Source organism: Citrobacter sp. wls717 (assembly GCF_005280955.1).
Classification (GTDB): domain Bacteria; phylum Pseudomonadota; class Gammaproteobacteria; order Enterobacterales; family Enterobacteriaceae; genus Citrobacter; species Citrobacter werkmanii.
The window spans coordinates 430,850-455,925 of sequence record NZ_SZWW01000001.1; the positions used below are offsets into that span (position 1 = coordinate 430,850).

General features: G+C 54.6%; 29 protein-coding genes. 23 read left to right on the plus strand and 6 right to left on the minus strand.

The features are described from left to right. Positions 1 to 35 precede the first annotated feature (35 nt). From FDX09_RS02000 to FDX09_RS02010, 3 genes are all read right to left on the minus strand, one after another. Positions 36 to 254 carry a YheU family protein gene (locus FDX09_RS02000; protein WP_087856300.1) on the minus strand — a complete coding sequence of 73 codons (219 nt, stop codon included), beginning with the start codon at positions 252 to 254 and terminating at the stop codon, positions 36 to 38. After that, positions 251 to 1,273: a hydrolase gene (locus FDX09_RS02005; protein ID WP_038634798.1), complete on the minus strand. Its 1,023-nt coding sequence runs from the start codon at positions 1,271 to 1,273 to the stop codon at positions 251 to 253. Before FDX09_RS02005 ends, FDX09_RS02000 begins: the two co-directional genes overlap by 4 nt. Positions 1,274 to 1,354: 81 nt before the next feature. Beyond that, positions 1,355 to 2,074 carry an NUDIX domain-containing protein gene (locus tag FDX09_RS02010; RefSeq protein ID WP_038642914.1) on the minus strand — a complete coding sequence of 240 codons (720 nt, stop codon included), beginning with the start codon at positions 2,072 to 2,074 and terminating at the stop codon, positions 1,355 to 1,357. Between the two features lie 189 nt (positions 2,075 to 2,263). Between FDX09_RS02010 and prs the strand changes: the two genes are divergently transcribed. The 10 genes from prs to mdcH all read left to right on the plus strand — a co-directional run bounded on the left by prs (position 2,264) and on the right by mdcH (position 11,888). Beyond that, a complete protein-coding gene (gene prs / locus FDX09_RS02015) occupies positions 2,264 to 3,124 on the plus strand; it encodes a ribose-phosphate diphosphokinase (protein ID WP_137346718.1) in 861 nt (286 codons plus the stop codon). Positions 3,125 to 3,138: 14 nt separating this feature from the next. Beyond that, a complete protein-coding gene (locus FDX09_RS02020; RefSeq protein WP_137346719.1) occupies positions 3,139 to 4,629 on the plus strand; it encodes a nicotinate phosphoribosyltransferase in 1,491 nt (496 codons plus the stop codon). Between the two features lie 197 nt (positions 4,630 to 4,826). Then, complete coding sequence (gene mdcA / locus FDX09_RS02025; protein ID WP_038634792.1) at positions 4,827 to 6,482, plus strand: malonate decarboxylase subunit alpha; 1,656 nt, start codon at positions 4,827 to 4,829, stop codon at positions 6,480 to 6,482. After that, on the plus strand, positions 6,482 to 7,342 hold the full coding sequence (locus tag FDX09_RS02030) for a triphosphoribosyl-dephospho-CoA synthase (RefSeq protein ID WP_069323816.1): 861 nt from the start codon (positions 6,482 to 6,484) through the stop codon (positions 7,340 to 7,342). The genes mdcA and FDX09_RS02030 overlap by 1 nt, the downstream gene beginning before the upstream one ends. Before the next feature lie 17 nt (positions 7,343 to 7,359). Beyond that, entirely contained in the window at positions 7,360 to 7,659 is a 300-nt protein-coding gene (gene mdcC / locus FDX09_RS02035) for a malonate decarboxylase acyl carrier protein (protein WP_032945188.1), read from the plus strand. Then, on the plus strand, positions 7,652 to 8,485 hold the full coding sequence (locus tag FDX09_RS02040) for a biotin-independent malonate decarboxylase subunit beta (protein ID WP_038634789.1): 834 nt from the start codon (positions 7,652 to 7,654) through the stop codon (positions 8,483 to 8,485). The genes mdcC and FDX09_RS02040 overlap by 8 nt, the downstream gene beginning before the upstream one ends. Then, on the plus strand, positions 8,485 to 9,285 hold the full coding sequence (gene mdcE, locus FDX09_RS02045) for a biotin-independent malonate decarboxylase subunit gamma (RefSeq protein ID WP_069323819.1): 801 nt from the start codon (positions 8,485 to 8,487) through the stop codon (positions 9,283 to 9,285). Before FDX09_RS02040 ends, mdcE begins: the two co-directional genes overlap by 1 nt. A 126-nt stretch (positions 9,286 to 9,411) precedes the next feature. Then, positions 9,412 to 10,371 carry an AEC family transporter gene (locus FDX09_RS02050; protein ID WP_065356474.1) on the plus strand — a complete coding sequence of 320 codons (960 nt, stop codon included), beginning with the start codon at positions 9,412 to 9,414 and terminating at the stop codon, positions 10,369 to 10,371. A 3-nt stretch (positions 10,372 to 10,374) separates the two neighbouring features. After that, positions 10,375 to 10,995 (plus strand): malonate decarboxylase holo-ACP synthase, encoded by a 621-nt coding sequence (locus FDX09_RS02055; RefSeq protein ID WP_137346720.1) that lies wholly within the window; start codon positions 10,375 to 10,377, stop codon positions 10,993 to 10,995. After that, positions 10,992 to 11,888 (plus strand): malonate decarboxylase subunit epsilon, encoded by an 897-nt coding sequence (gene mdcH / locus FDX09_RS02060; protein ID WP_121529633.1) that lies wholly within the window; start codon positions 10,992 to 10,994, stop codon positions 11,886 to 11,888. Before FDX09_RS02055 ends, mdcH begins: the two co-directional genes overlap by 4 nt. Positions 11,889 to 11,978: 90 nt before the next feature. On the opposite strand, the gene FDX09_RS02065 is transcribed toward mdcH, so the two are convergent. Together FDX09_RS02065 and FDX09_RS02070 are read right to left on the minus strand one after the other, a co-directional pair. Beyond that, on the minus strand, positions 11,979 to 12,911 hold the full coding sequence (locus FDX09_RS02065; RefSeq protein ID WP_110498776.1) for a LysR family transcriptional regulator: 933 nt from the start codon (positions 12,909 to 12,911) through the stop codon (positions 11,979 to 11,981). A gap of 16 nt (positions 12,912 to 12,927) precedes the next feature. Then, entirely contained in the window at positions 12,928 to 14,829 is a 1,902-nt protein-coding gene (locus tag FDX09_RS02070) for an ABC transporter ATP-binding protein (protein ID WP_137346721.1), read from the minus strand. A gap of 132 nt (positions 14,830 to 14,961) precedes the next feature. Here FDX09_RS02070 and kefG point away from each other — a divergent pair, with 132 nt between their 5' ends. From kefG to slyD, 4 genes are all read left to right on the plus strand, one after another. Continuing rightward, the gene (gene kefG / locus FDX09_RS02075; RefSeq protein WP_003023629.1) at positions 14,962 to 15,513 is read left to right on the plus strand and encodes a glutathione-regulated potassium-efflux system ancillary protein KefG; all 552 of its coding nucleotides are present in this window, start codon (positions 14,962 to 14,964) and stop codon (positions 15,511 to 15,513) included. Next, complete coding sequence (gene kefB, locus FDX09_RS02080) at positions 15,513 to 17,318, plus strand: glutathione-regulated potassium-efflux system protein KefB (RefSeq protein WP_137346722.1); 1,806 nt, start codon at positions 15,513 to 15,515, stop codon at positions 17,316 to 17,318. Before kefG ends, kefB begins: the two co-directional genes overlap by 1 nt. A gap of 8 nt (positions 17,319 to 17,326) precedes the next feature. Next, entirely contained in the window at positions 17,327 to 17,527 is a 201-nt protein-coding gene (locus FDX09_RS02085; RefSeq protein ID WP_016154768.1) for a YheV family putative zinc ribbon protein, read from the plus strand. A gap of 94 nt (positions 17,528 to 17,621) precedes the next feature. Further along, positions 17,622 to 18,224, plus strand: a complete 603-nt coding sequence (gene slyD, locus FDX09_RS02090; RefSeq protein ID WP_006687368.1) for a peptidylprolyl isomerase — start codon at positions 17,622 to 17,624, stop codon at positions 18,222 to 18,224. Between the two features lie 197 nt (positions 18,225 to 18,421). Here the strand turns inward: slyD and FDX09_RS02095 are convergent, their stop codons facing one another. Beyond that, a complete protein-coding gene (locus tag FDX09_RS02095) occupies positions 18,422 to 18,640 on the minus strand; it encodes a protein SlyX (RefSeq protein ID WP_038634770.1) in 219 nt (72 codons plus the stop codon). A 232-nt stretch (positions 18,641 to 18,872) separates the two neighbouring features. Between FDX09_RS02095 and fkpA the strand changes: the two genes are divergently transcribed. From fkpA to FDX09_RS02140, 9 genes are all read left to right on the plus strand, one after another. Further along, the gene (fkpA, locus tag FDX09_RS02100) at positions 18,873 to 19,691 is read left to right on the plus strand and encodes an FKBP-type peptidyl-prolyl cis-trans isomerase (protein WP_137346723.1); all 819 of its coding nucleotides are present in this window, start codon (positions 18,873 to 18,875) and stop codon (positions 19,689 to 19,691) included. Between the two features lie 148 nt (positions 19,692 to 19,839). After that, on the plus strand, positions 19,840 to 20,562 hold the full coding sequence (locus FDX09_RS02105; protein WP_003023643.1) for a transcriptional regulator: 723 nt from the start codon (positions 19,840 to 19,842) through the stop codon (positions 20,560 to 20,562). Continuing rightward, on the plus strand, positions 20,562 to 20,948 hold the full coding sequence (gene tusD, locus FDX09_RS02110) for a sulfurtransferase complex subunit TusD (RefSeq protein WP_038634764.1): 387 nt from the start codon (positions 20,562 to 20,564) through the stop codon (positions 20,946 to 20,948). Before FDX09_RS02105 ends, tusD begins: the two co-directional genes overlap by 1 nt. After that, positions 20,948 to 21,307, plus strand: coding sequence for a sulfurtransferase complex subunit TusC (gene tusC, locus FDX09_RS02115; RefSeq protein ID WP_038634761.1), 360 nt, complete (start codon positions 20,948 to 20,950; stop codon positions 21,305 to 21,307). The genes tusD and tusC overlap by 1 nt, the downstream gene beginning before the upstream one ends. A 7-nt stretch (positions 21,308 to 21,314) precedes the next feature. Beyond that, positions 21,315 to 21,602 (plus strand): sulfurtransferase complex subunit TusB, encoded by a 288-nt coding sequence (gene tusB, locus FDX09_RS02120; RefSeq protein WP_038634759.1) that lies wholly within the window; start codon positions 21,315 to 21,317, stop codon positions 21,600 to 21,602. A 125-nt stretch (positions 21,603 to 21,727) separates the two neighbouring features. After that, entirely contained in the window at positions 21,728 to 22,102 is a 375-nt protein-coding gene (rpsL, locus tag FDX09_RS02125) for a 30S ribosomal protein S12 (RefSeq protein WP_003023654.1), read from the plus strand. Between the two features lie 95 nt (positions 22,103 to 22,197). Beyond that, entirely contained in the window at positions 22,198 to 22,668 is a 471-nt protein-coding gene (gene rpsG, locus FDX09_RS02130; protein ID WP_003023657.1) for a 30S ribosomal protein S7, read from the plus strand. Between the two features lie 96 nt (positions 22,669 to 22,764). Further along, positions 22,765 to 24,879 (plus strand): elongation factor G, encoded by a 2,115-nt coding sequence (gene fusA / locus FDX09_RS02135; protein WP_038634754.1) that lies wholly within the window; start codon positions 22,765 to 22,767, stop codon positions 24,877 to 24,879. A gap of 69 nt (positions 24,880 to 24,948) precedes the next feature. Then, on the plus strand, positions 24,949 to 25,076 hold a 128-nt coding region (locus FDX09_RS02140; protein ID WP_000031651.1), incomplete at its 3' end, for a GTP-binding protein.

The window sequence follows — 25,076 nt, forward strand, 5'->3', positions numbered from 1 at the left end:
TTGATTTTTTATTATAGTCGGCCGTCGGCTACGAATTACTGGTGAATCTGCTTCCTCGGCATGATGTTGACCGTTTCATGCAGTTCGGACCACACCAGGACGGCTTCACCTGATTGTAGTTGGCGTTTGACGTCGGCGACTTTTTGTTCGAGCGAACGTTCATGTTCACCATAATCGGTACCTTCGCGCAAGACAAAGCTTTCAATCAGATTGTCCAGCGCGTCCGGGGAGATGTCTTGCCAGGGGATAATCATGATGACGCCTCCAGATACGTTGTCAGCCAGTCGGGAATTCTGGATTCCAGCCACATCTCAGGGCGGCGCACTGTGCCGCCAATAAATCCGACGTGTCCGCCGTGTTCAGTCAACTGATACTCCACCTGTGAGGGCAGGTTTTCCGGTTCAGGGATCACGTGATGATCCATAAACGGATCGTCCTTGGCATGGATAATCAGCGTCGGTTTGGCGATCTGATTAAGCAATGGCATGGCGCTACACTGGCGGTAATAGTCTATAGCATCGGCAAAACCGTGGATTTTGGCAGTGATGAGATCGTCAAAATCACGAATGCGACGCAGGGATTTCAACTGGGTCAGACTCACCGGCAACGAACCCGGATAGGCCTGTAGCTTACGCGAGGCGTTAGCTTTCAACAGATTGAGCAGATAGCGCTGGTAGACGCGTGAGAACCCCTTCTCCATATGGTAACTACAGGCTTCCAGCACGAAAGGCGCAGAGACAATAACCGCTGCATCAATGGGAATATCGTTGCCTTCTTTGGCCAGCAGGCAGGCAAGCATGTTCCCGCCGAGTGAATAGCCGACCGCCGCGGTCGGCACACGACCAAGCTCGCGTTCCAGCCAATGTAAAAACCAGGTGCCATCTTCTGTTTCACCAGAATGATAAATACGGTTGAGACGATTTGGTTCGCCGCTGCAGCCGCGAAAATGCATCACCACGCCCAGCCAGCCGCGCTTTTGCGCTGCTTCAATCAGGCCATGTGCGTACGGGCTGTTCAGACTGCCTTCCAGACCGTGAAAAACCACCAGGCGCGGTTTGTGCTTCGCCTGTTGCGGATCTTCACTCCATGCCAGATCGACAAAGTCACCGTCGGGTAATTCCAGACGCTGCCAATGGGCGTCGAACTTCACCTTGCGGCGAATTAAACGCGGCAGCATTGTCTGCAAATGGCGGTTACTGATACCGCGCATAGGGCGGAATTCTCGCGAATCATCAGTAGGTGGGATCATTTCTGTGGACGTGATTTCAACCATAACACCAGAGCAATTAATAATCGGAAAGAATAACTATACCGCGCGCAGCGCTTGCGGGTTAGCCAATATGTGATTTTGTCGCTAGTCAGTCAGCAGGTTACGCGAGAAAAAATGAAAATCGACGTCGGGCTTTCGTCGCCACAGGCGAGCTTTCCGCGTCCCTGTCGCCACGCTTTCTCCGGTATCTTCAAACATTCCTGACGCTTCAAAGCGGCGAATCAGACTTTTACGCTGGATCGACTGACCGAGGATCACCTCGGTGGCTTCGAGCAGTTGCCCATGGGTAAATGTCTCCGGCAAGCAGTATACGGGCAGTAGCGAGTACATCGTTTTTTGCCGCAAGCGATGCAGGGCCGCCGTAATGATGTCTCCGTGGTCGAACGCGAGTGAATAATTTTTCAGCTCATCAACCGGCACCCAACGGGCATTGCTGACGCTGGCGATGTGCGGCGCACAGTCTACCCAGGCGATTAGCGCAAACCAGGCGACTGTCAGACTCCAGCCGCGCGGGTCGCGATCCGGGCCGGAAAAAGTATCCAGTTGTTCCAGCCACGAAGGCAAAACCCCTGTTTTTTCAGTGAGCTTGCGCAGCGCTGTGGCGCGAGTGGAGTCATCGCGCGCGATATCAATGAAGCCACCTGGTAATCCCCAACGCCCTTTTTGCGGCTGGTTTGCTCGTTCAACCAGTAATACGCACAGCGCCTGTTGATGCAGGGTAAACAGCACGCTATCGACCGTCACCAGTGGTGTGGGAAAGCGGCGGGCATCGTATTGATTCAGGTAGTCGGCTTCGGTGGTCATAAGGTACTCACGATGATTTGCAACGCCCACAAGTGTACCAGCCCAATACCGGGGGGCAAGGTTCGTTTTTTCTTATTATTTATCAGTGGATTATGCGATGGCCTAAAAATAATGCATTTTTGCTTGCTTTATATGTGTCCTAAGGACATTATTAATTGTGTCGAAGGGACACAATTAAGGGTGAGCGTGATGAACATAAAACTGACACTAACGTTGGACGACCAGAGCTACGGAATGACACACGGTGTTTTTCCTGATGGCGCCGTCTGGTTGAAGGTTACTGAAGCATTACCACCCTTTGCTCGCCTGATGCGCATTCGTGCGACGGCGATGCGCGATATGAACGACTTTATGCTGTTGGCGCAACTGGTGGAGGCGGTTCGCCATCAAACGGATGTGCTGGTCAGTCATCTCGAACTTCCCTGGTTACCATGGGCTCGTCAGGATCGCCATATGGTGGTGGGTGATAGCTTTGCGCTGAAAGTCTTTGCCAGCCAGCTTAATACGCTGCAATTCGATAGGGTGAAGGTGCTCGATCCGCACAGTGACGCGGCGGCGGCAGCTATCAATAATTTTGTGGCGATTTCACAAGAGACTTGCCTGCTGCACAGCGCGACCTTGCAGCGGCAGTTCCGACAAAAAGCGCTAATGCTGGTCGCCCCCGATGCCGGATCGCTGAAGAAAATTGATGCCGTTGCCAGAGCGGTCGGTGTAGCGGAATACGCCGTCCTGAGCAAAAAACGCGATGTGGCAAGCGGCAAGCTGACGGGATTTGCTTTAGTCGCCGGAGACGTCAGGGGCCGGGATATGCTGATTGTTGACGACCTGTGTGACGCTGGCGGTACGTTCATTGGTTCTGCGCAGGTACTCCGTGATGCAGGTGCCCGTAGCGTCAACCTGTATATCACCCACGGTATTTTCTCTAAAGGCGTCGAACACCTGTTTGCGAACGGTATTGATGCTATCTACACCACCACCTCTTTCGCTGCCCCGACGCTGGAACATCCGCAGCTTGAGCTTATCGACATTGACGCGATTTACCGCGCCTGAGGGAGATACTGATTATGAAAATGAACCCGATTCTGGCTATCGACGGCTACAAAGTTTCTCACCGCGTACAGTATCCGCAAGGAACCAGCCGCGTGTATTCCAACTTTACCCCGCGCAGCGATCGCTTTTTCTCCTCGCCGTTGGCGGATGGCAAACTGGTGTTTTTTGGCCTGCAAGGTTTTCTGCAGTGGTTTCTGGTTGATTTGTTTAACGAGGCATTCTTTGCCCGTCCGGAAGACGAGGTGGTCAGCGAATACAAACAGGTCATGGACAGCTATCTCGGCAAAGATGCGGTAGCGGTTGATCATATCCGCGCCCTGCATCAGTTGGGCTATCTGCCGTTGCACATCAAAGCGCTGGATGAAGGCAGCAAGGTGCCGATGGCGGTGCCTGTTTTAACTATCATCAACACCCAACCTGAGTTTTTCTGGCTGGTGAATTACCTGGAGACCGTGCTGTCGGCAGAACTGTGGAAGGCGTCAACAAACGCCACCATTGCTCATCACTATCGTAAAATTTGCGCGCGCTGGGCACAGAAAACCTGTAGCGACCTGTCACACCTCGACTTCCAGTGCCATGACTTTTCATTTCGCGGTATGGCCGGATTGCAGGACACCATGCAGGCGGGCAGCGGCCACTTGTTGAGTTTTAAAGGCACTGACAGTATTCCGTCGCTTCTCTACGCCCGGGATTATTATACCGACGGCGAGCCCTATTTTATCGGCGCCAGTATTCCGGCGACCGAGCACAGCGTGATGTGTATGGGGGAACGTGAACATGAGATCGAAACCTTCCGCCGCCTGATTGCCGATCTCTACCCGCACGGATTTGTGTCGATTGTCTCTGATACGTGGGATTACTGGCAGGTACTGACGGAGTACACCCGCGAGCTGAAGAACATCATTCTGGCGCGCGAGGGACGGGTGGTTTTCCGCCCGGACAGTGGTAATCCGGTTGAGATCCTGTGCGGTACTGGCGCGGATGAGGATACACGAGCCGATCGTACGGCACAGGAGAAAGGCTCTGTGGAGGTGCTGTGGGAGATATTTGGCGGCACGGTTAACGCCAAAGGCTACAAGGTGCTCGACCCACATGTGGGGCTAATTTATGGCGATTCCATCACTCTTGAGCGGGCGAATGAGATCCTGCGCCGCCTGGAAGCGAAAGGATTTGCCAGTTCAAATGTGGTGTTTGGCGTGGGTTCTTTTACCTATCAGTACAACACGCGTGACACCTTCGGTTTTGCGATGAAGGCAACGTGGGGCGAAGTCGACGACAAGGGGCGGACGATTTTTAAAGAGCCGAAAACCGATAACGGCTTGAAGCGCTCGGCCCGAGGTTTGCTTCGCGTAGTACGTGATGAGCAAGGAGAATTGCGTCTGCATGATGAACAAACCTGGGAGCAAGAGCAGGAAGGAGAGCTGAAAACCCGTTTTCTCAACGGGAAGTTGATTAACCATGAGCACTTCGAACAGATCCGCCAGCGCCTGGCGGCACAAAGCTAGTTTTCCGCAAGCGGGTTGCGTTACCCGCTTCCTCCTCCCTCCCGGCGTGAATTGATCATCGTCACAAATGGTTACTTCAATTATTACTCTCAAGCTAATGATTCTTTCCTACGCTTAATTGATGACTTTCTCACCAGGGTGCACACTCTTTCCAGTGTTAAGCAATCAAAATGATTAGCTGAATCAGGAGGTTAATAATGTTATCTGGGCAAACGCCAGCACGAGTCTGGAACACCCGCCGCACGGAAAAACAGCGCCGTCTGGCTTCCGTTCCGGTGCAGGGTAAGGTGCTGCCGACCGCAGACCTGACCGCGATGCTGGAAAAACTGATCGCGCCGGGTGACCGCGTGGTATTAGAAGGGAATAACCAGAAGCAGGCAGATTTCCTGTCCCGCATGCTGGCTGAAGTCAATCCGCAGATTGTGCACGACCTGCATATGATTATGCCAAGCGTCGGGCGCAGCGAGCATCTGGATATCTTTGAAAAAGGGATCGCCCGCAAGCTGGACTTCTCCTTCTCCGGTACCCAAAGCCTGCGTATTTCGCAGCTACTGGAAGATGGCCAACTGGAAATCGGCGCCATCCACACCTACATCGAACTCTATTCCCGTCTTTATGTTGACCTGGCCCCGAACGTGGCGCTGATTGCCGGTTATAAAGCTGACCGTAAAGGTAACCTCTACACCGGGCCGAGTACCGAAGATACCCCGGCGCTGGTGGAAGCTGCTGCATTCCACGACGGTATCGTCATCGCACAGGTGAACGAGCTGGTGGACGACGAATGCGACCTGCCGCGCGTGGATATTCCGGGTTCCTGGATTGACTACGTCGTGGTGGCTGACAAACCGTTCTTTATCGAACCGCTGTTTACCCGCGACCCGCGCCTGATCAAACAGGAACACATCCTGATGGCGATGATGGCGATTAAAGGCATCTACGCGGAACATCAGGTACAGTCGCTGAACCACGGTATCGGCTTCAACACCGCGGCGATTGAACTGTTGCTGCCAACCTACGGTGAACAGCTCGGTCTGAAAGGCAAAATCTGTAAGCACTGGACCCTGAACCCGCATCCAACGCTGATTCCGGCAATTGAGAGCGGCTGGGTAGAAAGCGTGCACTGCTTCGGCGGCGAGTTGGGGATGGAAGAGTATATCCGCGCCCGCCCAGACATCTTCTTTACCGGTTCCGACGGCTCGATGCGTTCTAACCGCGCCTTCTGCCAGTTGGCTGGCCAGTACGCGGTAGATATGTTTATCGGCTCCACCCTGCAGGTTGATGGCTACGCCAACTCCTCCACCGTGACCCGCGGCCGTCTTTCTGGCTTCGGCGGCGCGCCAAACATGGGTCACGACCCGCACGGTCGTCGTCATGCAACGCCAGCCTGGCTGAATATGATCACCGAACCAGACCCAATGCAGCGCGGTAAAAAACTGGTGGTGCAGATGGTCGAAACTTTCCAGGCGGGCGTGAAGCCAACCTTCGTCGAAAAACTGGACGCGGTTGACGTGGCGAAAGCCTCCGGCATGCCGCTGGCACCGGTAATGATCTACGGCGATGACGTAACCCACGTGCTGACAGAAGAAGGTATCGCCTACCTCTACCGCGCCAAAGATCTTGAAGAGCGCCGTGCGATGGTAGCTGCGGTCGCGGGTATCACCGATATCGGCCTGGGCGTTGACGCTAAACGCGTTGCCGAACTGCGTCAGAGCGGCAAGGTGGTCTATCCGGAAGATATGGGCATTCGTCGTACCGATGCCACCCGTTCGCTGCTGGCAGCCGGTAGCGTCGCTGACCTGGTGGAATGGTCCGGCGGTCTTTACAACCCACCTGCGAAATTCCGGAGCTGGTAATGAAACTTCTGCCCCAGATTCAGGTTGAAGGAGGTGCCGAGTGGCTGGCGCGAACCGCCACGCAGTGTCTGATTGACGAAGCACGATTAAGCCCGAAACCCGGTCTGGTGGACAGTCGGGGGAACGGCGCGCACCACGATCTTACGCTTTCGCTAATGGAGCGCTCCGCACATAGCCTGACCCCCACGTTTCAGGCGCTGGCGCAGCAAAGCTGGCAGCGTCCAGCGGATATTGCGCTCAGACAAACCATAGGGCGACTCGGCCGTGAGGGCGAGCAGCAGATGATGGCCGCGACCCACGGCGTGAATACCCACCGCGGCGCGATTTGGGCGCTGGGGTTGTTGGTGAGCGCCGTTGCGATGCACGGTGGTGCCGGTGGCGCGCAGCAGATAGCCGCTACCGCAGCGGAACTGGCGAAGCTGCCGGATGACGCAGCGCCGAAGGTGTTCAGCAAAGGGCTTCGCGCGACGCATCGTTATCGTGTCCCGGGCGCTCGTGAAGAAGCGCAGCAGGCGTTTCCGCACGTGATGCAGCGCGCGCTGCCGCAGCTGCGTTTAAGCCGCCTGCGTGGTAGTAGCGAGACGCACGCGAGGCTGGATGCGCTGATGGCCATCATGACCTCGCTGACCGATACCTGCGTACTTTCTCGTGCCGGGCTGGAAGGGCTTGATGCCATGCAGGACGGCGCGCGCGCCGTATTGAATGCAGGCGGCAGCGCGCACCCGGCGGGTCAGGCGGCATTAGCGGAACTGGATAGCCAGATGCTGGCGCTAAACGCCTCGCCGGGCGGCGCGGCTGACCTGCTCGCCGCCACGCTATTTCTCGATCGCGTCGAAATTACGTCGAATCGCCGTATTTAAAGCATTAAGAGGATGTTATGGAACACATTACGTTAACCGTACCGGCCAGCCGCACCTTAAGCGGCAAAGCGCTGGCAGGCGTTGTGGGCTCCGGGGATATGGAGGTGTTATTCACCGCCGACCAGGGCCAGACGTTAACCATTGATATCACCACTTCTGTCGATAACAGCACCCGCCGCTGGGAAGCGCTGTTCAACCGTCTGCAGACGGTCAGCAGCCTGCCTGCGGGCAAACTGACCATCCATGACTTCGGCGCGACGCCGGGCGTGGCGCGCATCCGTATCGAACAGGTTTTTGAAGAGGTGAGCTATGCGTGATGACCGCAGTTTTATCGAATTAAAAGCACGCCAGCGTGCGCATGCGCTGCTGGATGAAGGCAGCTACCGTGAACTGCTCGACCCGTTTGAAGGCGTGATGTCGCCGTGGCTCGGCGCACAGGGCATTGTTCCACAGGCCGATGACGGCATGGTCGTGGCAAAAGGCACCATCAATGGTAAACCGGCCGTTGTTGTAGCGATTGAAGGCGCGTTCCAGGGCGGCAGCATGGGCGAAGTGTCCGGTGCCAAAATGGCAGCGGCGCTGGAGCTGGCGGCGGAAGATAACCGTAACGGCATTCCTACTCAGGCGGTACTGAGCCTGGAAACCGGCGGGGTTCGTTTACAAGAAGCGAACCTCGGTCTGGCGGCGATTGCCGATATTCACGCGGCGATAGTTGACCTGCGTCGTTATACCCCGGTGGTCGGCATTGTCGCTGGTACCGTGGGCTGCTTTGGTGGGATGTCCATCGCGGCGGCGCTGTGTAGCTATCTAATTGTGACCCGCGAAGCGCGTCTCGGCCTGAACGGCCCGCAGGTAATCGAACAGGAAGCCGGGATTGAAGAGTATGACTCCCGCGACCGTCCGTTCATCTGGAGCATGACCGGTGGTGAAGTTCGCTACGAAAGCGGGCTGGTAGAAGCACTGGTCAACGACGGTGTGAACGCGGTGAAAGCCGCCATGAACGAGGCGCTGGCGAAAGGCGTTCCGGCAAAACATCGCACCGATAATTACGACTGGTATCTCGACCGCCTGAGCCATTTTGATACCCGCAAACAGGCCGATTCAGAACAAATTAGAGCGCTCTTCGCCCGGGAGGTGAAATGATGAGTAACGTAATTAGCCGTGGCGAATTATGGCTGGAAACGCTGGCGCCAGGCGCCAAACGTATTGCAGGGCTGTGCCCGTCCGTACAGGCCGCTGATGGCGAGCTGAACGGTGAAAACGTGCGCTTTATCGCCGTCGTTCCGGATGCCCATAACCACTATCCGCGCGCCACTAAAGGTGAAGTCGGTCTGCTGGAAGGCTGGTGGCTTGCGAAAGTTGTCAGTGAAACCATCGCCGCCGATGCCGATAAAGCCGTCAAGCGCCCGATTGTGGCGGTGATTGACGTCGCCAGCCAGGCCTATGGTCGTCGTGAAGAAGGCTTTGGCATTCATCAGGCGCTGGCTGGCGCAGCTGCGGCGTATGCCAATGCGCGTCTGGCAGGCCACCCGGTGATTGGTCTTATCGTCGGTAAAGCGATGTCCGGGGCATTTCTGGCGCACGGCTACCAGGCAAACCGTCTGATCGCCTTCAACGATAAAGGCGTACTGATTCACGCGATGGGCAAAGAGTCCGCGGCGCGCATTACCCTGCGTACCGTTGAGGCGCTGGAAAAACTGGCGGCAACTATTCCGCCGATGGCCTATGACATCAGCAACTACGCCACCCTGGGCCTGCTGGAAAATCTGCTGGATATCAGCAACCCGGATGCCCCATCCGCACAAGACCTGGCGCTGGTGAAAAACACCCTGCAACAGGCCATCAACGACGCGCGTCAGGACCCTACGCTTAAAAGCCGTCTGGGTGCCGACAATCGCCGCAGCTCTGCCCTCGTACGCGAACGCATGCGAGCAAGCTGGTAAGTAAAAAAAGAGACCTGCCGGATGTACGGCTCCGCGGGTGCAGTGACTGCACCCGCGTGGGTCGCTGCATCCGAAAAATAACAATCATCGCGTCAGTGCTACTTCTTTTAAGATTACAGGTGAAATATGACTTACGTAATTGTTCATGCTCTTGCTCCGATTTTCGTCATCATGTTGCTGGGATTCTGGGCCGGGAAGGCCAAAATGGTCGACAACAAGAATGTCTCCCTGCTCAATATTTTCGTGATGGACTTTGCGTTACCCGCAGCGCTGTTTAGCGCCACGGTACAAACGCCGTGGGCCGGTATCGTGGCTCAGTCACCGCTGATTGTGGTGTTGACGCTGGCGATGTGGATTACCTATGCCGCTATCTACTTTATGGCGACCAAAGTTTTCAAGAAATCTCCACAGGATGCCGCCGTGCTGACCCTGACCGTTGCGCTGCCAAACTATGCCGCGCTGGGTCTGCCGATTCTGGGTAGCGTGCTGGGTGAAACCTCTTCCACCTCGCTTTCCGTTGCCGTTTCCATTGCCTGCGGTTCCGTACTGATGACACCGTTCTGCCTGCTGATCCTCGAACGTGAAAAAGCACGTGCTGAAGGCGGTAACACCGGTTCTACGCTCTCTATGCTGCCGGTACTGATGTGGCGTTCGATTAAAAAGCCAATCGTAATGGGCCCGCTGTTGGGGGTTATCCTTTCCGCCATTGGTATTAAAATGCCGGAGCTGGTGCTGGCGGCGATCAAACCGCTGGGTCTGTCTGCTACTGCGGCGGCGCTGTTCCTGACCGGTGTGATCCTCTCTGCGCGTAAACTGCAGATCAATACCGTGGTGATTACTTCCACCATCGCTAAGTTGCTGATTCAACCGGCCATTGCCTGGGGTATCGTGCTGATTTTCGGCCTGCATGGTTCCGTGGCTATCACTGCCATCCTGATGATTGCACTGTCCGCGGGCTTCTTCGGCGTGGTGTTCGGTAACCGCTTTGGCGTGCAGTCTCCAGATGCAGAAGCCGTGCTGCTGTTGAGCTCTGTACTGTGTATCCTGTCGCTGCCGCTGTTTATCTCGCTGACTTCAGGAATCTAAATCATGAGCACAACATTACGTCCACACGATCTTATCTGGCTGAACGCACGCGACGCGCTCGAGGATGTCACGGAATCCTGGGTGGATACCGTCTGGCATAGCGGTCTGCCGGTGGTCGTGCGGCGTGATGTTGATGCGCAGGGGCGTATTCCCGTGGGCGTCCGCGGGATGAAGCGCGACCAGCGCGCCGCCGGTTGGGTGAAAGCGGAGGCGGTCGTTCGCGTCTGCTCGCCGGAATCGCTGGTGGACCCGCAGACGCTGCTGCGTTCGCCCTTTATCTCTCAGCCGCCGCTTCAGGTGGCTTTATTATTGGCCCAGCAGTCGTGGCCGTGGACGTGGGGCATTACCGGGAGTACCGGCTATGCGCTGGCGACCGGGATCCCGGTGATCCATGCGGCAAGCGATCTGGATCTGCTGATCCGCGCGCCTCAGCCGCTCTCCCGACAAGCGCTGGAGAAGTGGCAGCAGCAGCTGACGGGCGAACTGTGCCGGGCAGATACTCAAGTGGATACTCCGCGCGGCGGCTTTGCCCTCAATGAATGGCTGCGTGATGGAAAAGCGCTGTTAAAAACCTCAAAGGGGCCGCAACTGGTGCGCGAACCGTGGGGCAGGGAGGAGTCATGAAAATTCTGTTTACCTTCCCGGGGCAGGGGACACAGCACGAAGGTATGCTGCAAAACCTTCCGGGGGCGGAGCTCGCTCAGGCGCGTGAAGTGCTGGGCGCAGAGGTGGATACGCTGGATAGCCCTGAAGCGTTGAAACATACCCGAGCCGTTCAACTGTCTCTGCTGATTGCCGGCGTTGCCTGGGCGCGTGAGCTGGAACGTCGTGGTGTCGCGCCCGATATCCTCAGTGGACTCTCCATTGGCGCGTACCCGGCGGCGGTGGTTGCCGGTGCGCTCGATTTTGCCGATGCGCTGACGCTGGTGGCGCTGCGCGGTGACTTAATGGAGCAAGCATACCCACATGGTTACGGCCTGACGGCGATTATGGGGCTAACGTTAAATCAGGTGGAAAGCCTGGTGGCAGACAGCGAAACCTATATTGCCAACCTGAATGCCGAAACGCAGATTGTGATTGCGGGTACCGATGAAGCGATGGCGGAAGTGGCAAAACGCGCGATGGCCAAAGGGGCCAGTAAGGCTTCTCGTCTGGCGGTGAGCGTGCCGTCGCACTGTGAACTGCTGGCCGAGCCCGCGCAAAAGCTGGTTGAAGCGTTCAGCCGCGTGACGCTTTCCCGTCCGCGCTATGCCTACCTGAGCGGCAGTACCGGACGCGTGCTGTGGCAGCCGGAACGCATTGCTGATGACCTGGCGATGAATATGGCGCGCACGGTGCGTTGGCAGGAGGCGGTGATTTCCGCTAACGAACGTGAAGCGCGGCTGGCGATTGAAATGCCGCCCGGTGGCGTACTGACCTGCTTAACGCGTCAGGCGGCGTGGGAAGGGGAGTCTATTTCTCTGGAGCGCAGCGGCGTCGATGTTGCCGTGCATCTGGCGAAACGCCTTCGTGCGTGATGTGATTGCCCGATGGCGCTGCGCTTATCGGGCCTACGGCGCGCACCTGATGTAGGCCGGATAAGACGCGAAGCGTCGCCATCTGGCGATTCAGACGTTCTGGTTCAGCGTCCTGGCGTACATGCGCCCTTCGGCGGCCAGCGCTAACAGGCTTGGGTCGCGCTCGCGGTTGCGGGCAAAGACAATCGCGATAAGCTGCTGCATCTGATAGGGCTCAGCCAGTTTTTGCAGCTTCACGGTATTCTCATACATTTTCTTCATTCGCCCCGGCATTAAACAGAAACCCACCCCTGCCTGTACCAGACTGAGCATGGAGAAGATGTCGTTGACGCGGGTAACGATTTCAGGCTCAAACCCGGCGATATGGAATGCTTCCTGAAAACCGGCGTAGGTGGCAAATCCTTCCGCCAGCGAGACAAATTTCTCATTGCGATAGTGGCGCAGGTCCGCCTTCATGGTGGCGTCCAGCGTAGCTGACATCGGTGCGGCGAGGTAGATATCGTCGTGGAACAGGGGCAGCACTTCGAGGCTGTTGCGGTCGATTTCGCTTTCGGAAATGGAGATGAGGATGGCGTCCAGCACGCCGTCTTCCAGCATCTTCAGCAGCGCTTCGTTGGAGCCCATGGTGAGATCCAGCTCCAGGTCAGGTCGGCGCAGCTTCATGCCCATAATCAGGTGCGGTACCGTCTCCAGCGTCAGTGAGTAGAGCGTACCCACGCGCAGGCGGCCCTGACCCACGCCTGCCGTTTTGCGCGCCTCTTCCAGCCCGCGTTCCATCAATTGGGTGACTTCCTGGCAGTACTCCAGCAACGTCCACGCTGCGGGCTGGGCGATAAGATTACGCCCTTTGTGAACGAACAGCGGGCAACGAACGTTCTCTTCCAGCGTGTGTAACGCCCGGTGAACGCTAACGCCGCTGATGTTCAGCGCCTCGGCGGTGCGGGCGATGTTACCCTTCTCCATAAAGGTCATGAAGATGCTCAGCTTGCGGAAGGTAATATCGTTGGTCGTCAGCTGATTCATCATCGTCTTCCCATCGTTAGTCGGCCAGCATCTGTTCGAGTTGTTCCTGCGCATCCAGCCAGGCCATTTCACACTCTTCCAGCCCGGATTTTGCATTCGCTTGCTGCTGCAAACAGGCAGTGAGTTCGGCTTTGCGACTTTGATCGTAGAGTTCGCTATCACCGAGTTTCTCTTCCGCCTGCGCCAACTGCGCCTGTAGTTTCTCCATCTCTTTTTCCAGACGGGTGATCTCTTTGCGCAGCGGCTGCGTCAGGGTGCGGAGTTCAGCTTCGCGACGCTTCTGATCCTTACGCGCCTGGGCGCTGTTCACGCTCTCCTTCGCCGGTTCGTCGCTCTGGTTCTCCTGTTTCTGCACATCGCTCAGCCACTGTTGATAATCTTCCAGATCGCCGTCAAACGGCTCGACTTTCTTGTCGTGCACCAGATAGAGGTCGTCGGTAGTGGAGCGAATCAGATGACGGTCGTGCGAGACCACGACCAGCGCGCCTTCGAAATCGATCAGCGCTTCGGTCAGCGCCTGACGCATATCCAAATCCAGGTGGTTAGTCGGTTCATCAAGCAGCAGCAGGTTCGGGCGCTGCCAGACGATCAATGCCAGCACCAGACGCGCCTTTTCACCACCGGAGAAGCGGGCGGTCTGTTCGCTGACTTTATCGCCCTGAAAGCCGAATCCGCCGAGGTAGTCGCGCAGTTTCTGCTCCAGTTCCTGCGGCGCCATGCGCGCCAGGTGCTGGATGGGCGATTCATCGGCACGTAAAAACTCCAGTTGATGCTGCGCGAAGTAACCCAGTTTAATGCCTTTGGCGAGACCAATTTCACCGCTGATGGGGGCCAGTTCACCCGCCAGCAGCTTAATCAGGGTTGATTTACCCGCACCGTTACGACCGAGCAGGCCAATGCGTGAACCCGGCACCAGATTCAGTTTGATCGAATCGAGAATGACGCGATCGCCATAGCCGGCGCTGACCTTCTCCATCTTCAATAGCGGGTTTGGCAGGCTTTCCGGTTGACGGAAGCTGAAGTGGAACGGGTTGTCCACGTGCGCCGGGGCAATGAGCTCCATACGTTCCAGCATTTTGATACGGCTCTGCGCTTGCTTTGCTTTGGTTGCTTTAGCGCGGAAACGATCGATATAGCTTTGCAGGTGCGCCACACGCTCCTGCTGACTTTCGTACATCGCCTGTTGCTGCGCGAGGCGGGTCGCACGCTGGATTTCAAACGCGCTGTAGTTGCCGGTGTACTCGAACATGGTTTGCTGTTCGATATGAATAATTTTGTCCACCACCGGGTCGAGGAAGTCGCGGTCATGGGAAATCAGAATCAGCGTGCCCTGATAGCTTTTCAGCCATCTTTCCAGCCAGATCACCGCGTCAAGATCGAGGTGGTTGGTCGGTTCATCAAGCAGCAGCAGGTCTGAACGGCAAATCAGCGCCTGCGCCAGGTTAAGACGCATACGCCAGCCGCCGGAAAAATCGCTGACCGGACGTTCAAGCTGTTCATTGGAGAAGCCGAGGCCATGCAGCAGGCTTGCCGTGCGTGAGCGTACGGTCCAGGCGTCAATGGCATCCAGCTTGCCATGGACGGTGGCAATGGCGTGTCCATCGTTACGTTCGTTGGCATCGTTCAACTGCGCTTCCAGTTGACGATACTCGCGGTCGCCGTCAATCACGTACTCCAGCGCGGGCTGTGGCAACGCTGGCGTTTCCTGATTCACCCAGGCGAGCTGCCAGTTTCCCGGATAGGTAAATCCTCCGGCGTCAGCGCTGAGTTCATTTTTCAGCAATGCCAGCAGAGTAGATTTACCGCAGCCATTTTTGCCCACCAGGCCAACTTTCTGCCCTGGATTAATGGTGGCCGTGGCATTGTCCAGCAAGACGCGCACGCCGCGACGAATTTGTAACGATGAGAAAACAATCATAAGGCGCCGTATGTTCAGACTATGTTAATTTATCATTATGATAATGTAATGTGTGGGCTGTTTGCCGCACTGAGGCGCCATGGTAGCCCAAAACGTCGAAAATAGACAAAAGACAAAACCGGGAGGGGGATGATGTTCCAGCCAGCGAAAGTGTTGCTGCTGTATGCCCATCCGGAATCTCAGGACTCGGTCGCGAACCGGGTTCTGCTTAAACCGGCCATGCAGCTCAGTAATGTGACCGTGCACGATCTTTACGCGCACTATCCTGATTTTTTCATCGACATTCCGCATGAGCAGGCGCTGTTGCGTGAGCATGATGTGATTGTTTTTCAGCATCCTCTCTACACCTATAGCTGCCCGGCGCTGTTAAAGGAGTGGCTTGACCGTGTACTGAGCCGCGGATTTGCCAGCGGTCCCGGAGGGAATCAACTGGCGGGAAAGTACTGGCGAAGCGTCATCACCACCGGTGAACCGGAAAGCGCGTACCGTTATGACGCGCTGAACCGTTATCCGATGAGCGATGTACTGCGCCCTTTTGAGCTAACGGCCGGTATGTGCCGCATGCACTGGATGAGCCCAATCATCGTTTACTGGGCAAGGCGGCAAACGAAGCAGGAGCTGGACAGCCATGCTAAAGCGTACGGTGACTGGCTGGCGAATCCGATTCCTGTGGGAGGCCGCTGATGGAAGGTTCTGATTTATTGACCGCGGGAGTGTTGTTCCTCTTCGCGGCGGTCGCTGCGGTGCCGCTGGCATCGCGGCTGGGTATTGGCCCGGTATTAGGATACTTGCTGGCGGGGATCGCTATCGGTCCGTGGGGATTAGGATTCATTAGCGATGTAGATGAAATCCTGCACTTTTCCGAACTGGGCGTCGTCTTTTTGATGTTCATCATTGGGCTGGAACTTAACCCGGCCAAGTTATGGCAATTGCGGCGTTCAATTTTTGGCGTCGGTGCCGCGCAGGTGATGTTGAGCGCAGTGGTACTGGCTGGTTTGCTGATGCTTACCGCATTCTCCTGGCAAGCGGCAGTGGTCGGCGGCATTGGTCTGGCGATGTCATCGACCGCCATGGCGCTACAGTTGATGCGCGAAAAAGGCATGAACCGCAGCGAATCCGGGCAACTGGGTTTTTCGGTGCTGCTGTTCCAGGATTTGGCAGTGATCCCCGCACTGGCGCTGGTTCCACTGCTGGCGGGGTCTGCTGATGAACATTTTGACTGGATCAAAGTGGGCATGAAGGTGTTGGCTTTCGCCGGCATGTTGATTGGCGGACGCTATTTGCTGCGCCCTGTTTTCCGCTTCATTGCGGGTTCTGGCGTGCGGGAAGTGTTCACCGCCGCTACGCTGCTGCTGGTACTGGGTTCCGCGCTATTTATGGATGCGCTGGGATTGTCGATGGCGCTGGGAACGTTTATCGCGGGCGTGCTGCTGGCGGAAAGCGAATACCGCCATGAGTTGGAAACGGCAATCGATCCCTTTAAAGGCCTGTTGCTCGGACTGTTTTTTATCTCCGTCGGCATGTCGCTCAATCTCGGCGTGCTCTATACCCATATTCTGTGGGTAGCGGCGAGCGTAATCGTGCTGGTGCTTGTGAAGATGCTGGTGCTGTATGTGCTGGCACGACTGAACGGCATGAGAAGCTCTGAACGAATGCAGTTTGCCGGCGTGTTAAGCCAGGGCGGTGAATTTGCTTTCGTGCTGTTTTCAACGGCATCCTCGCAACGATTGTTTCAGGGCGATCAAATGGCGCTACTACTGGTGACCGTCACGTTGTCGATGATGACCACGCCGCTGGTGATGAAGCTGATTGATAAATGGCTCTCCCGCCAGTTTAACGGCCCGGATGAAGAAGATGAAAAACCCTGGGTGGAGGATGATAAACCGCAGGTCATTGTCGTGGGGTTTGGACGCTTTGGTCAGGTTATTGGTCGCTTACTGATGGCCAATAAAATGCGTATTACCGTCCTGGAGCGAGATATCAGCGCTGTGAATCTGATGCGCAAATATGGTTATAAGGTCTATTACGGAGATGCCACCCAAGTGGATCTGTTGCGTTCTGCGGGGGCAGAGGCGGCGCAATCCATCGTCATTACCTGTAATGAACCCGAAGACACCATGAGACTGGTGGAGCTTTGCCAACAATACTTTCCGCATTTGCATATTCTTGCGCGAGCGCGCGGACGTGTAGAGGCGCATGAGTTATTACAGGCCGGAGTGACGCAGTTTTCCCGCGAAACGTTCTCCAGTGCGCTGGAGTTGGGGCGTAAAACGCTGGTCACGTTGGGGATGCATCCGCACCAGGCTCAGCGCGCTCAGCTGCATTTTCGGCGGCTCGATATGCGCATGTTGCGGGAACTGATTCCCATGCATACAGACACGGTACAAATCTCGCGAGCCAGGGAAGCCCGGCGTGAACTGGAGGAAATTTTCCAACGTGAGATGCAGCAAGAGCGGCGTCAGCTGGATGGCTGGGATGAATTTGAGTAGAGGTAATCATGGCAATTCGTAAACGTTTTATTGCAGGCGCAAAATGTCCGTCCTGCCAGGCGCAGGATACGCTGGCGATGTGGCGCGAAAATAATATCGATATTGTTGAGTGTGTTAAGTGCGGGCATCAGATGCGGGAAGCCGATAAAGAGGCGCGCGAACATGTTCGCAAAGAAGAGCAAGTGATCGGGATTTTTCATCCGGACTAGCGATATGGCGCAGCTTTTTTTAAGCTAGAGGGTACACGGGTGCAGAATTCCGCTACAATCTGCGCCACTATTCTTTCCATGCTCAGGAGATATCATGAAAGTAGCAAAGGACCTGGTGGTCAGCCTGGCCTATCAGGTACGTACAGAAGACGGTGTATTGGTTGATGAGTCTCCGGTGAGTGCACCGCTGGACTACCTGCATGGTCACGGTTCCCTGATTTCTGGCCTGGAAACAGCGCTGGACGGTCATGAAGTTGGCGACAAATTCGACGTTGCTGTTGGCGCAAACGACGCTTACGGTCAGTACGACGAAAACCTGGTGCAGCGCGTTCCTAAAGACGTCTTCATGGGCGTTGACGAACTGCAGGTTGGCATGCGTTTCCTGGCTGAAACTGACCAGGGTCCAGTACCGGTAGAAATTACCGAAGTGGAAGACGACCACGTTGTGGTTGACGGTAACCACATGCTGGCTGGCCAGAACCTGAAATTCAACGTAGAAGTTGTAGCGATTCGTGAAGCGACCGAAGAAGAACTGGCTCATGGTCACGTTCACGGCGCGCACGGTCACGACCACGATCATGACCACGGTCACGATGGTTGCTGCGGTGGTCACGGCCACGACCATGGTCACGAGCACGGTGGCGAAGGCTGCTGCGGCGGTGGCGGTAAAGGTAACGGCGGCTGCGGTTGCCACTAATACCCTTCGTCTTTCAACCCACAGCGGTGTTGGCTGCGCTTTCAAATCCCGGTCACATAGTTATCTATGCTCCCGGGACTTCCTCAAGCTTGCCGCCTTGCTGTGATTTGAAATCCTTTGGGTATATGTGAGTAGGCCTGCTAAGCGTTCGCGCCATCGGGCACAAAAAAGCGGGATATCCCCGCTTTTTTTACGTCTTAATAATGCGGCGGTGGGGTCTCTTCGGACTGCGACGCGATGTGGGACGGCTGCGTGGCTTTCAGCTTCTCAGTCAGCAGACGCAGATGATCGCGTAGTTTAGCCATTTCCAGTTCATGCGCAGTTACCGTCACGTTGAGCTCTTCAATGGTGATTTCCTGAAATGCCAGGCGGCTTTCCAGCTCGGCCAGGCGAGTTTCCAATGTTGTATCCTGCATGATTCACCTCTTTCTTTTTTCTCCGGCAGATCGCGGACTGCGGCGAATTCTACTTAACTTTGCCTGTTTGCACAGCACTCAATCTTCGGCAACGAAACTAATTTAAACAAAAAGAGTCTGAAAAGTGGTGATAATAGGGCGTGCCTGTATGTTGATTTGTTCTGCAACGCTTTATAGTACATTTTTATGTTAGATAACCCTGGGGTGAGATGCCCCGGCCCTGGAGATATGGATGAAATCACTGTTTAAAGTAACGCTGCTGGCGACCACAATGGCTGTTGCTCTGCATGCCCCGATCACCTTCGCTGCTGATGCTGCGAAACCAGCCGCTACTGCTGACAGCAAAGCAGCATTCAAGAATGACGACCAAAAATCCGCTTACGCGCTGGGCGCGTCACTGGGTCGTTATATGGAAAACTCCCTGAAAGAGCAGGAAAAGCTGGGCATCAAACTGGATAAAGATCAGCTGATCGCTGGCGTTCAGGATGCGTTTGCTGACAAGAGCAAGCTCTCTGACCAGGAAATCGAACAAACTCTGCAGGCGTTTGAAGCGCGCGTGAAGAGCTCCGCTCAGGCGAAAATGGAAAAAGACGCGGCTGACAATGAAGCCAAAGGTAAAGTTTACCGCGAGAAATTTGCTAAAGAGAAAGGCGTTAAAACCTCTTCCACCGGCTTGATCTACAAAGTAGAGAAAGAAGGTACCGGCGCTGCGCCGAAAGACAGCGATACCGTGGTTGTAAACTACAAAGGTACGCTGATTGATGGTAAAGAGTTTGACAACTCCTACACCCGTGGCGAGCCGCTCTCTTTCCGTCTTGATGGTGTTATCCCTGGCTGGACCGAAGGTCTGAAAAACATCAAGAAAGGCGGTAAAATTCAGTTGGTTATCCCACCGGATCTGGCTTACGGCAAAACCGGGGTTCCGGGTATTCCGGCCAACTCTACGCTGGTCTTTGATGTTGAACTGTTAGACGTCAAACCGGCACCGAAAGCCGAGGCGCAGCCAGATGCTGCACCGGCCGATAAAGCTGCAGATAGCAGCAAAAAGTAAGCGAACAGTAACCGCCGCCCACAGGGCGGCGGGTTTTTTAATACTGGAAAGCGCCTTGTGCGCTGTATTACTTTAGATGCCCCTATAATAGTGATGAGCCTGCCCTGACAACATAACGACAGGCTCCTGAAAAGGAGTGCTTTTTTTCATGTCCAGGTCGCTTTTAACCAACGAAACCAGTGAGCTAGATTTACTGGATCAACGTCCTTTCGATCAAACTGACTTCGATATCCTTAAATCCTATGAAGCGGTAGTGGACGGGTTGGCGATGCTCATTGGTTCCCATTGTGAAATCGTATTGCACTCTTTGCAGGATTTGAAATGCTCAGCTATCCGCATTGCGAACGGTGAACACACGGGCCGTAAAATTGGCTCACCGATAACCGACCTTGCTTTGCGTATGCTGCATGATATGACGGGTGCGGATAGCAGCGTGTCGAAGTGTTACTTCACACGTGCGAAAAGCGGTGTCTTGATGAAGTCGGTGACGATTGCCATTCGTAACCGAGAGCATCGCGTGATTGGTCTGCTGTGCATCAACATGAACCTCGATGTGCCATTCTCGCAGATAATGAATACCTTTATCCCACCGGAAACCCCGGAAGTGGGCTCTGCCGTGAACTTTGCTTCTTCAGTCGAAGATCTGGTCACCCAGACGCTGGAATTCACGATCGAAGAAGTGAATGCCGATCGCAATGTATCCAACAATGCGAAAAACCGCCAGATTGTCCTGAATCTGTATGAGAAAGGTATCTTCGATATTAAAGATGCGATTAACCAGGTCGCCGATCGGCTGAATATCTCCAAGCACACGGTCTACCTCTATATTCGCCAGTTCAAAAGCGGCGATTTCCAGGGGCAAGACAAGTAATGCGCTTTACCATCATGGTGACAGGACCTGCTTATGGTACACAGCAGGCGAGTAGCGCGTTGCAATTTGCCCACGCGCTACTCAAGGAAGGGCATGAGTTAAGCAGCGTATTTTTCTATCGTGAAGGGGTGTATAACGCCAACTTCCTGACTTCGCCCGCCAGCGATGAGTATGATCTGGTACGAGCCTGGCAGCAGCTGAACCAACAACATGGCGTGACGCTAAATATCTGCGTTGCAGCGGCGTTGCGCCGCGGCGTTGTTGATGAAGTTGAAGCAAAGCGGCTTGGGCTGGCAGGTGCTAATCTACAATCAGGTTTCAATCTCAGCGGGCTGGGTTCGCTGGCTGAGGCGTCCCTGACCTGCGATCGCGTGGTGCAGTTTTAATGAAACGGGTTGCTTTTGTCTTTTCTACCGTGCCGCACGGCAGCGCATCCGGCCGTGAAGGGTTAGATGCCTTACTGGCGACATCTGCGCTAACGGAAGGTCTCGGCGTGTTTTTTATCGGCGATGGCGTGTTTCAGATCCTCCAGGGTCAACAACCGGATGTCGTTCTGGCTCGCAACTATATCGCAACGTTCAAGCTGTTGGAGTTGTACGATATCGATCAATGTTGGCTTTGTGCCGCCTCATTACGTGAGCGGGGTCTTCAGCAGGGTGTTAATTTTGTGGTTGATGCCACGCCGTTGGAACCTGAAGATTTGCGCCGTGAGCTAGGCAATTATGACGTCATTTTAAGATTTTGAGACTCTCATGCTGCACACACTACACCGCTCCGCGTGGCTTACTGATTTCTCCTCTCTTCTTCGCTTGATTGAAAAAGACGATGAGCTTTTACTGCTCCAGGATGGCGTGACTGCCGCAATAGAAGGAAGCCGTTTCCTTGAAAGTCTGCAAAATGCCTCCATTAAGGTCTCTGTACTGGAAGAAGACATTAAAGCTCGCGGGTTAGATGGTCAAATTTCAGACAGTGTCGTCAGGGTTAGCTATACTGACTTCGTCAGACTTACGGTGAAGCATCCCAACCAGATGTCCTGGTAATTGCGGGATCGTTGTATATTTCTTGACACCTTTTCGACACCGACCTAAAATTCTGCGTCCTCATATTGTATGAGGTCGTTTTATTACGTGTTTACGAAGCAAAAGCTAAAACCAGGAGCTATTTAATGGCAACAGTTAACCAGCTGGTACGCAAACCACGTGCACGCAAAGTTGCAAAAAGCAACGTGCCTGCGCTGGAAGCATGCCCGCAGAAACGTGGCGTATGTACTCGTGTATATACTACCACCCCTAAAAAACCGAACTCCGCACTGCGTAAAGTTTGCCGTGTTCGTCTGACTAACGGTTTTGAAGTGACTTCCTACATCGGTGGTGAAGGTCACAACCTGCAGGAGCACTCCGTGATCCTGATCCGTGGCGGTCGTGTAAAAGACCTCCCGGGTGTTCGTTACCACACCGTTCGTGGTGCGCTTGACTGCTCCGGCGTTAAAGACCGTAAGCAATCACGCTCCAAGTATGGCGTGAAACGTCCTAAGGCTTAATGGTTCTCCGTTAAGTAAGGCCAAACGTTTTATATTAATGTCAAACTAAACTCGTAGAGTTTTGGACAATCCTGAATTAACAACGGAGTATTTCCATGCCACGTCGTCGCGTCATTGGTCAGCGTAAAATTCTGCCGGATCCGAAGTTCGGATCAGAACTGCTGGCTAAATTTGTAAATATCCTGATGGTAGATGGTAAAAAATCTACTGCCGAAACTATCGTATACAGCGCGCTGGAGACCCTGGCTCAGCGTTCTGGTAAAAACGAACTGGAAGCTTTCGAAGTAGCTCTCGAAAACGTGCGCCCGACTGTCGAAGTTAAGTCTCGCCGCGTTGGTGGTTCTACTTATCAGGTACCAGTTGAAGTCCGTCCGGTCCGTCGTAATGCCCTGGCAATGCGTTGGATCGTTGAAGCTGCTCGTAAACGCGGTGATAAATCCATGGCTCTGCGCCTGGCGAACGAACTTTCTGATGCTGCAGAAAACAAAGGTACTGCAGTTAAGAAACGTGAAGACGTTCACCGTATGGCAGAAGCCAACAAGGCGTTCGCACACTACCGTTGGTAATCCCTTCGGAGTTTTAGTCACCAGGCGGGCGCTTCCAGTAAGCAGCCCGCTTTGGGCTACTTAAATTGAACGCCTAAAAGATAAACGAGGAATCAAATGGCTCGTACAACACCCATCGCGCGCTACCGTAACATCGGTATCAGTGCGCACATCGACGCCGGTAAAACCACTACTACCGAACGTATTCTGTTCTACACCGGTGTAAACCATAAAATCGGTGAAGTTCATGACGGCGCAGCCACCATGGACTGGATGGAGCAGGAGCAGGAGCGTGGTATTACTATCACCTCCGCAGCGACTACTGCATTCTGGTCTGGTATGGCTAAGCAGTATGAACCGCATCGCGTAAACATCATCGACACCCCGGGGCACGTTGACTTCACTATCGAAGTAGAACGTTCCATGCGTGTGCTTGATGGTGCAGTAATGGTTTACTGCGCAGTTGGTGGTGTTCAGCCTCAGTCTGAAACCGTATGGCGTCAGGCAAACAAATATAAAGTTCCGCGCATTGCGTTCGTTAACAAAATGGACCGTATGGGTGCGAACTTCCTGAAAGTTGTTGGTCAGATCAAAACCCGTCTGGGCGCGAACCCTGTTCCGCTGCAGCTGGCGATTGGCGCTGAAGAAGCGTTCACCGGTGTTGTTGACCTGGTGAAAATGAAAGCCATCAACTGGAACGAAGAAGATGCAGGCGTAACCTTCACTTATGAAGATATCCCGGCTGACATGCAGGAACTGGCTGACGAATGGCACCAGAACCTGATCGAGTCCGCAGCGGAAGCTTCAGAAGAGCTGATGGAGAAATACCTGGGTGGTGAAGAACTGACTGAAGAAGAGATCAAAAAAGCTCTGCGTCAGCGCGTTCTGAACAACGAAATCATCCTGGTAACCTGTGGTTCTGCGTTTAAGAACAAAGGTGTTCAGGCGATGCTGGATGCGGTAATTGATTACCTGCCATCCCCAGTCGACGTACCTGCGATCAACGGTATTCTGGACGACGGTAAAGATACTCCGGCTGAGCGTCACGCTAGCGATGATGAGCCGTTTGCTGCTCTGGCATTCAAAATCGCTACCGACCCGTTCGTGGGTAACCTGACCTTCTTCCGTGTGTACTCTGGTGTGGTTAACTCCGGTGACACCATCCTGAACTCCGTGAAAACTGCACGTGAGCGTTTTGGCCGTATCGTTCAGATGCACGCCAACAAACGTGAAGAGATCAAAGAAGTTCGCGCGGGCGATATCGCTGCTGCAATCGGTCTGAAAGACGTGACCACTGGTGACACTCTGTGTGACCCGGATCACCCGATCATTCTGGAACGTATGGAATTCCCTGAGCCGGTAATCTCCATCGCGGTAGAACCGAAAACCAAAGCTGACCAGGAAAAAATGGGTCTGGCTCTGGGCCGTCTGGCTAAAGAAGACCCGTCTTTCCGCGTATGGACTGACGAAGAATCTAACCAGACTATTATCGCTGGTATGGGTGAGTTGCACCTCGACATCATCGTTGACCGTATGAAGCGTGAATTCAACGTTGAAGCGAACGTCGGTAAACCTCAGGTTGCTTACCGCGAAGCGATTCGCGCGAAAGTTACCGATATCGAAGGTAAACACGCTAAGCAGTCTGGTGGTCGCGGTCAGTACGGTCATGTTGTTATCGACATGTACCCGCTGGAGCCGGGTTCAAACCCGAAAGGCTACGAGTTCATCAACGACATCAAAGGTGGTGTAATTCCTGGCGAATACATCCCGGCCGTTGATAAAGGCATCCAGGAACAGCTGAAATCTGGCCCGCTGGCTGGTTACCCGGTTGTTGATCTGGGCGTGCGTCTGCACTTCGGTTCTTACCATGACGTTGACTCCTCTGAGCTGGCGTTTAAACTGGCCGCTTCTATCGCCTTCAAAGATGGCTTTAAGAAAGCGAAACCAGTTCTGCTTGAGCCTATCATGAAGGTTGAAGTAGAGACTCCGGAAGAGAACACCGGTGACGTTATCGGTGACTTGAGCCGCCGTCGTGGTATGCTTCGTGGTCAGGAATCCAACGTCACTGGCGTTGTTATCCATGCTGAAGTTCCGCTGTCTGAAATGTTCGGATATGCAACCCAGCTGCGTTCTCTGACCAAAGGCCGTGCTTCTTACTCCATGGAGTTCCTGAAGTACGACGATGCGCCGAACAACGTTGCTCAGGCCGTTATTGAAGCCCGTGGTAAATAAGCCACAGGATTAAAACCTAAGTCCCGTGCTCTCTCCATAGGGGAGAGCACTATAGTAAGGAATATAGCCGTGTCTAAAGAAAAATTTGAACGTACAAAACCGCACGTTAACGTCGGCACCATCGGCCACGTTGACCACGGTAAAACTACCCTGACCGCTGCAATCACCACCGTACTGGCTAAAACCTACGGCGGTGC

What these genes read in the sequence shown, in the direction of transcription:
- FDX09_RS02000 (WP_087856300.1), bottom strand. Translation starts at nt 254, where the DNA reads ATGATTATCCCCTGGCAAGACATCTCCCCGGACGCGCTGGACAATCTG.
- FDX09_RS02005 (WP_038634798.1), bottom strand. Translation starts at nt 1,273, where the DNA reads ATGGTTGAAATCACGTCCACAGAAATGATCCCACCTACTGATGATTCG.
- FDX09_RS02010 (WP_038642914.1), bottom strand. Translation starts at nt 2,074, where the DNA reads ATGACCACCGAAGCCGACTACCTGAATCAATACGATGCCCGCCGCTTT.
- prs (WP_137346718.1), top strand. Translation starts at nt 2,264, where the DNA reads ATGAACATAAAACTGACACTAACGTTGGACGACCAGAGCTACGGAATG.
- FDX09_RS02020 (WP_137346719.1), top strand. Translation starts at nt 3,139, where the DNA reads ATGAAAATGAACCCGATTCTGGCTATCGACGGCTACAAAGTTTCTCAC.
- mdcA (WP_038634792.1), top strand. Translation starts at nt 4,827, where the DNA reads ATGTTATCTGGGCAAACGCCAGCACGAGTCTGGAACACCCGCCGCACG.
- FDX09_RS02030 (WP_069323816.1), top strand. Translation starts at nt 6,482, where the DNA reads ATGAAACTTCTGCCCCAGATTCAGGTTGAAGGAGGTGCCGAGTGGCTG.
- mdcC (WP_032945188.1), top strand. Translation starts at nt 7,360, where the DNA reads ATGGAACACATTACGTTAACCGTACCGGCCAGCCGCACCTTAAGCGGC.
- FDX09_RS02040 (WP_038634789.1), top strand. Translation starts at nt 7,652, where the DNA reads ATGCGTGATGACCGCAGTTTTATCGAATTAAAAGCACGCCAGCGTGCG.
- mdcE (WP_069323819.1), top strand. Translation starts at nt 8,485, where the DNA reads ATGAGTAACGTAATTAGCCGTGGCGAATTATGGCTGGAAACGCTGGCG.
- FDX09_RS02050 (WP_065356474.1), top strand. Translation starts at nt 9,412, where the DNA reads ATGACTTACGTAATTGTTCATGCTCTTGCTCCGATTTTCGTCATCATG.
- FDX09_RS02055 (WP_137346720.1), top strand. Translation starts at nt 10,375, where the DNA reads ATGAGCACAACATTACGTCCACACGATCTTATCTGGCTGAACGCACGC.
- mdcH (WP_121529633.1), top strand. Translation starts at nt 10,992, where the DNA reads ATGAAAATTCTGTTTACCTTCCCGGGGCAGGGGACACAGCACGAAGGT.
- FDX09_RS02065 (WP_110498776.1), bottom strand. Translation starts at nt 12,911, where the DNA reads ATGAATCAGCTGACGACCAACGATATTACCTTCCGCAAGCTGAGCATC.
- FDX09_RS02070 (WP_137346721.1), bottom strand. Translation starts at nt 14,829, where the DNA reads ATGATTGTTTTCTCATCGTTACAAATTCGTCGCGGCGTGCGCGTCTTG.
- kefG (WP_003023629.1), top strand. Translation starts at nt 14,962, where the DNA reads ATGTTCCAGCCAGCGAAAGTGTTGCTGCTGTATGCCCATCCGGAATCT.
- kefB (WP_137346722.1), top strand. Translation starts at nt 15,513, where the DNA reads ATGGAAGGTTCTGATTTATTGACCGCGGGAGTGTTGTTCCTCTTCGCG.
- FDX09_RS02085 (WP_016154768.1), top strand. Translation starts at nt 17,327, where the DNA reads ATGGCAATTCGTAAACGTTTTATTGCAGGCGCAAAATGTCCGTCCTGC.
- slyD (WP_006687368.1), top strand. Translation starts at nt 17,622, where the DNA reads ATGAAAGTAGCAAAGGACCTGGTGGTCAGCCTGGCCTATCAGGTACGT.
- FDX09_RS02095 (WP_038634770.1), bottom strand. Translation starts at nt 18,640, where the DNA reads ATGCAGGATACAACATTGGAAACTCGCCTGGCCGAGCTGGAAAGCCGC.
- fkpA (WP_137346723.1), top strand. Translation starts at nt 18,873, where the DNA reads ATGAAATCACTGTTTAAAGTAACGCTGCTGGCGACCACAATGGCTGTT.
- FDX09_RS02105 (WP_003023643.1), top strand. Translation starts at nt 19,840, where the DNA reads ATGTCCAGGTCGCTTTTAACCAACGAAACCAGTGAGCTAGATTTACTG.
- tusD (WP_038634764.1), top strand. Translation starts at nt 20,562, where the DNA reads ATGCGCTTTACCATCATGGTGACAGGACCTGCTTATGGTACACAGCAG.
- tusC (WP_038634761.1), top strand. Translation starts at nt 20,948, where the DNA reads ATGAAACGGGTTGCTTTTGTCTTTTCTACCGTGCCGCACGGCAGCGCA.
- tusB (WP_038634759.1), top strand. Translation starts at nt 21,315, where the DNA reads ATGCTGCACACACTACACCGCTCCGCGTGGCTTACTGATTTCTCCTCT.
- rpsL (WP_003023654.1), top strand. Translation starts at nt 21,728, where the DNA reads ATGGCAACAGTTAACCAGCTGGTACGCAAACCACGTGCACGCAAAGTT.
- rpsG (WP_003023657.1), top strand. Translation starts at nt 22,198, where the DNA reads ATGCCACGTCGTCGCGTCATTGGTCAGCGTAAAATTCTGCCGGATCCG.
- fusA (WP_038634754.1), top strand. Translation starts at nt 22,765, where the DNA reads ATGGCTCGTACAACACCCATCGCGCGCTACCGTAACATCGGTATCAGT.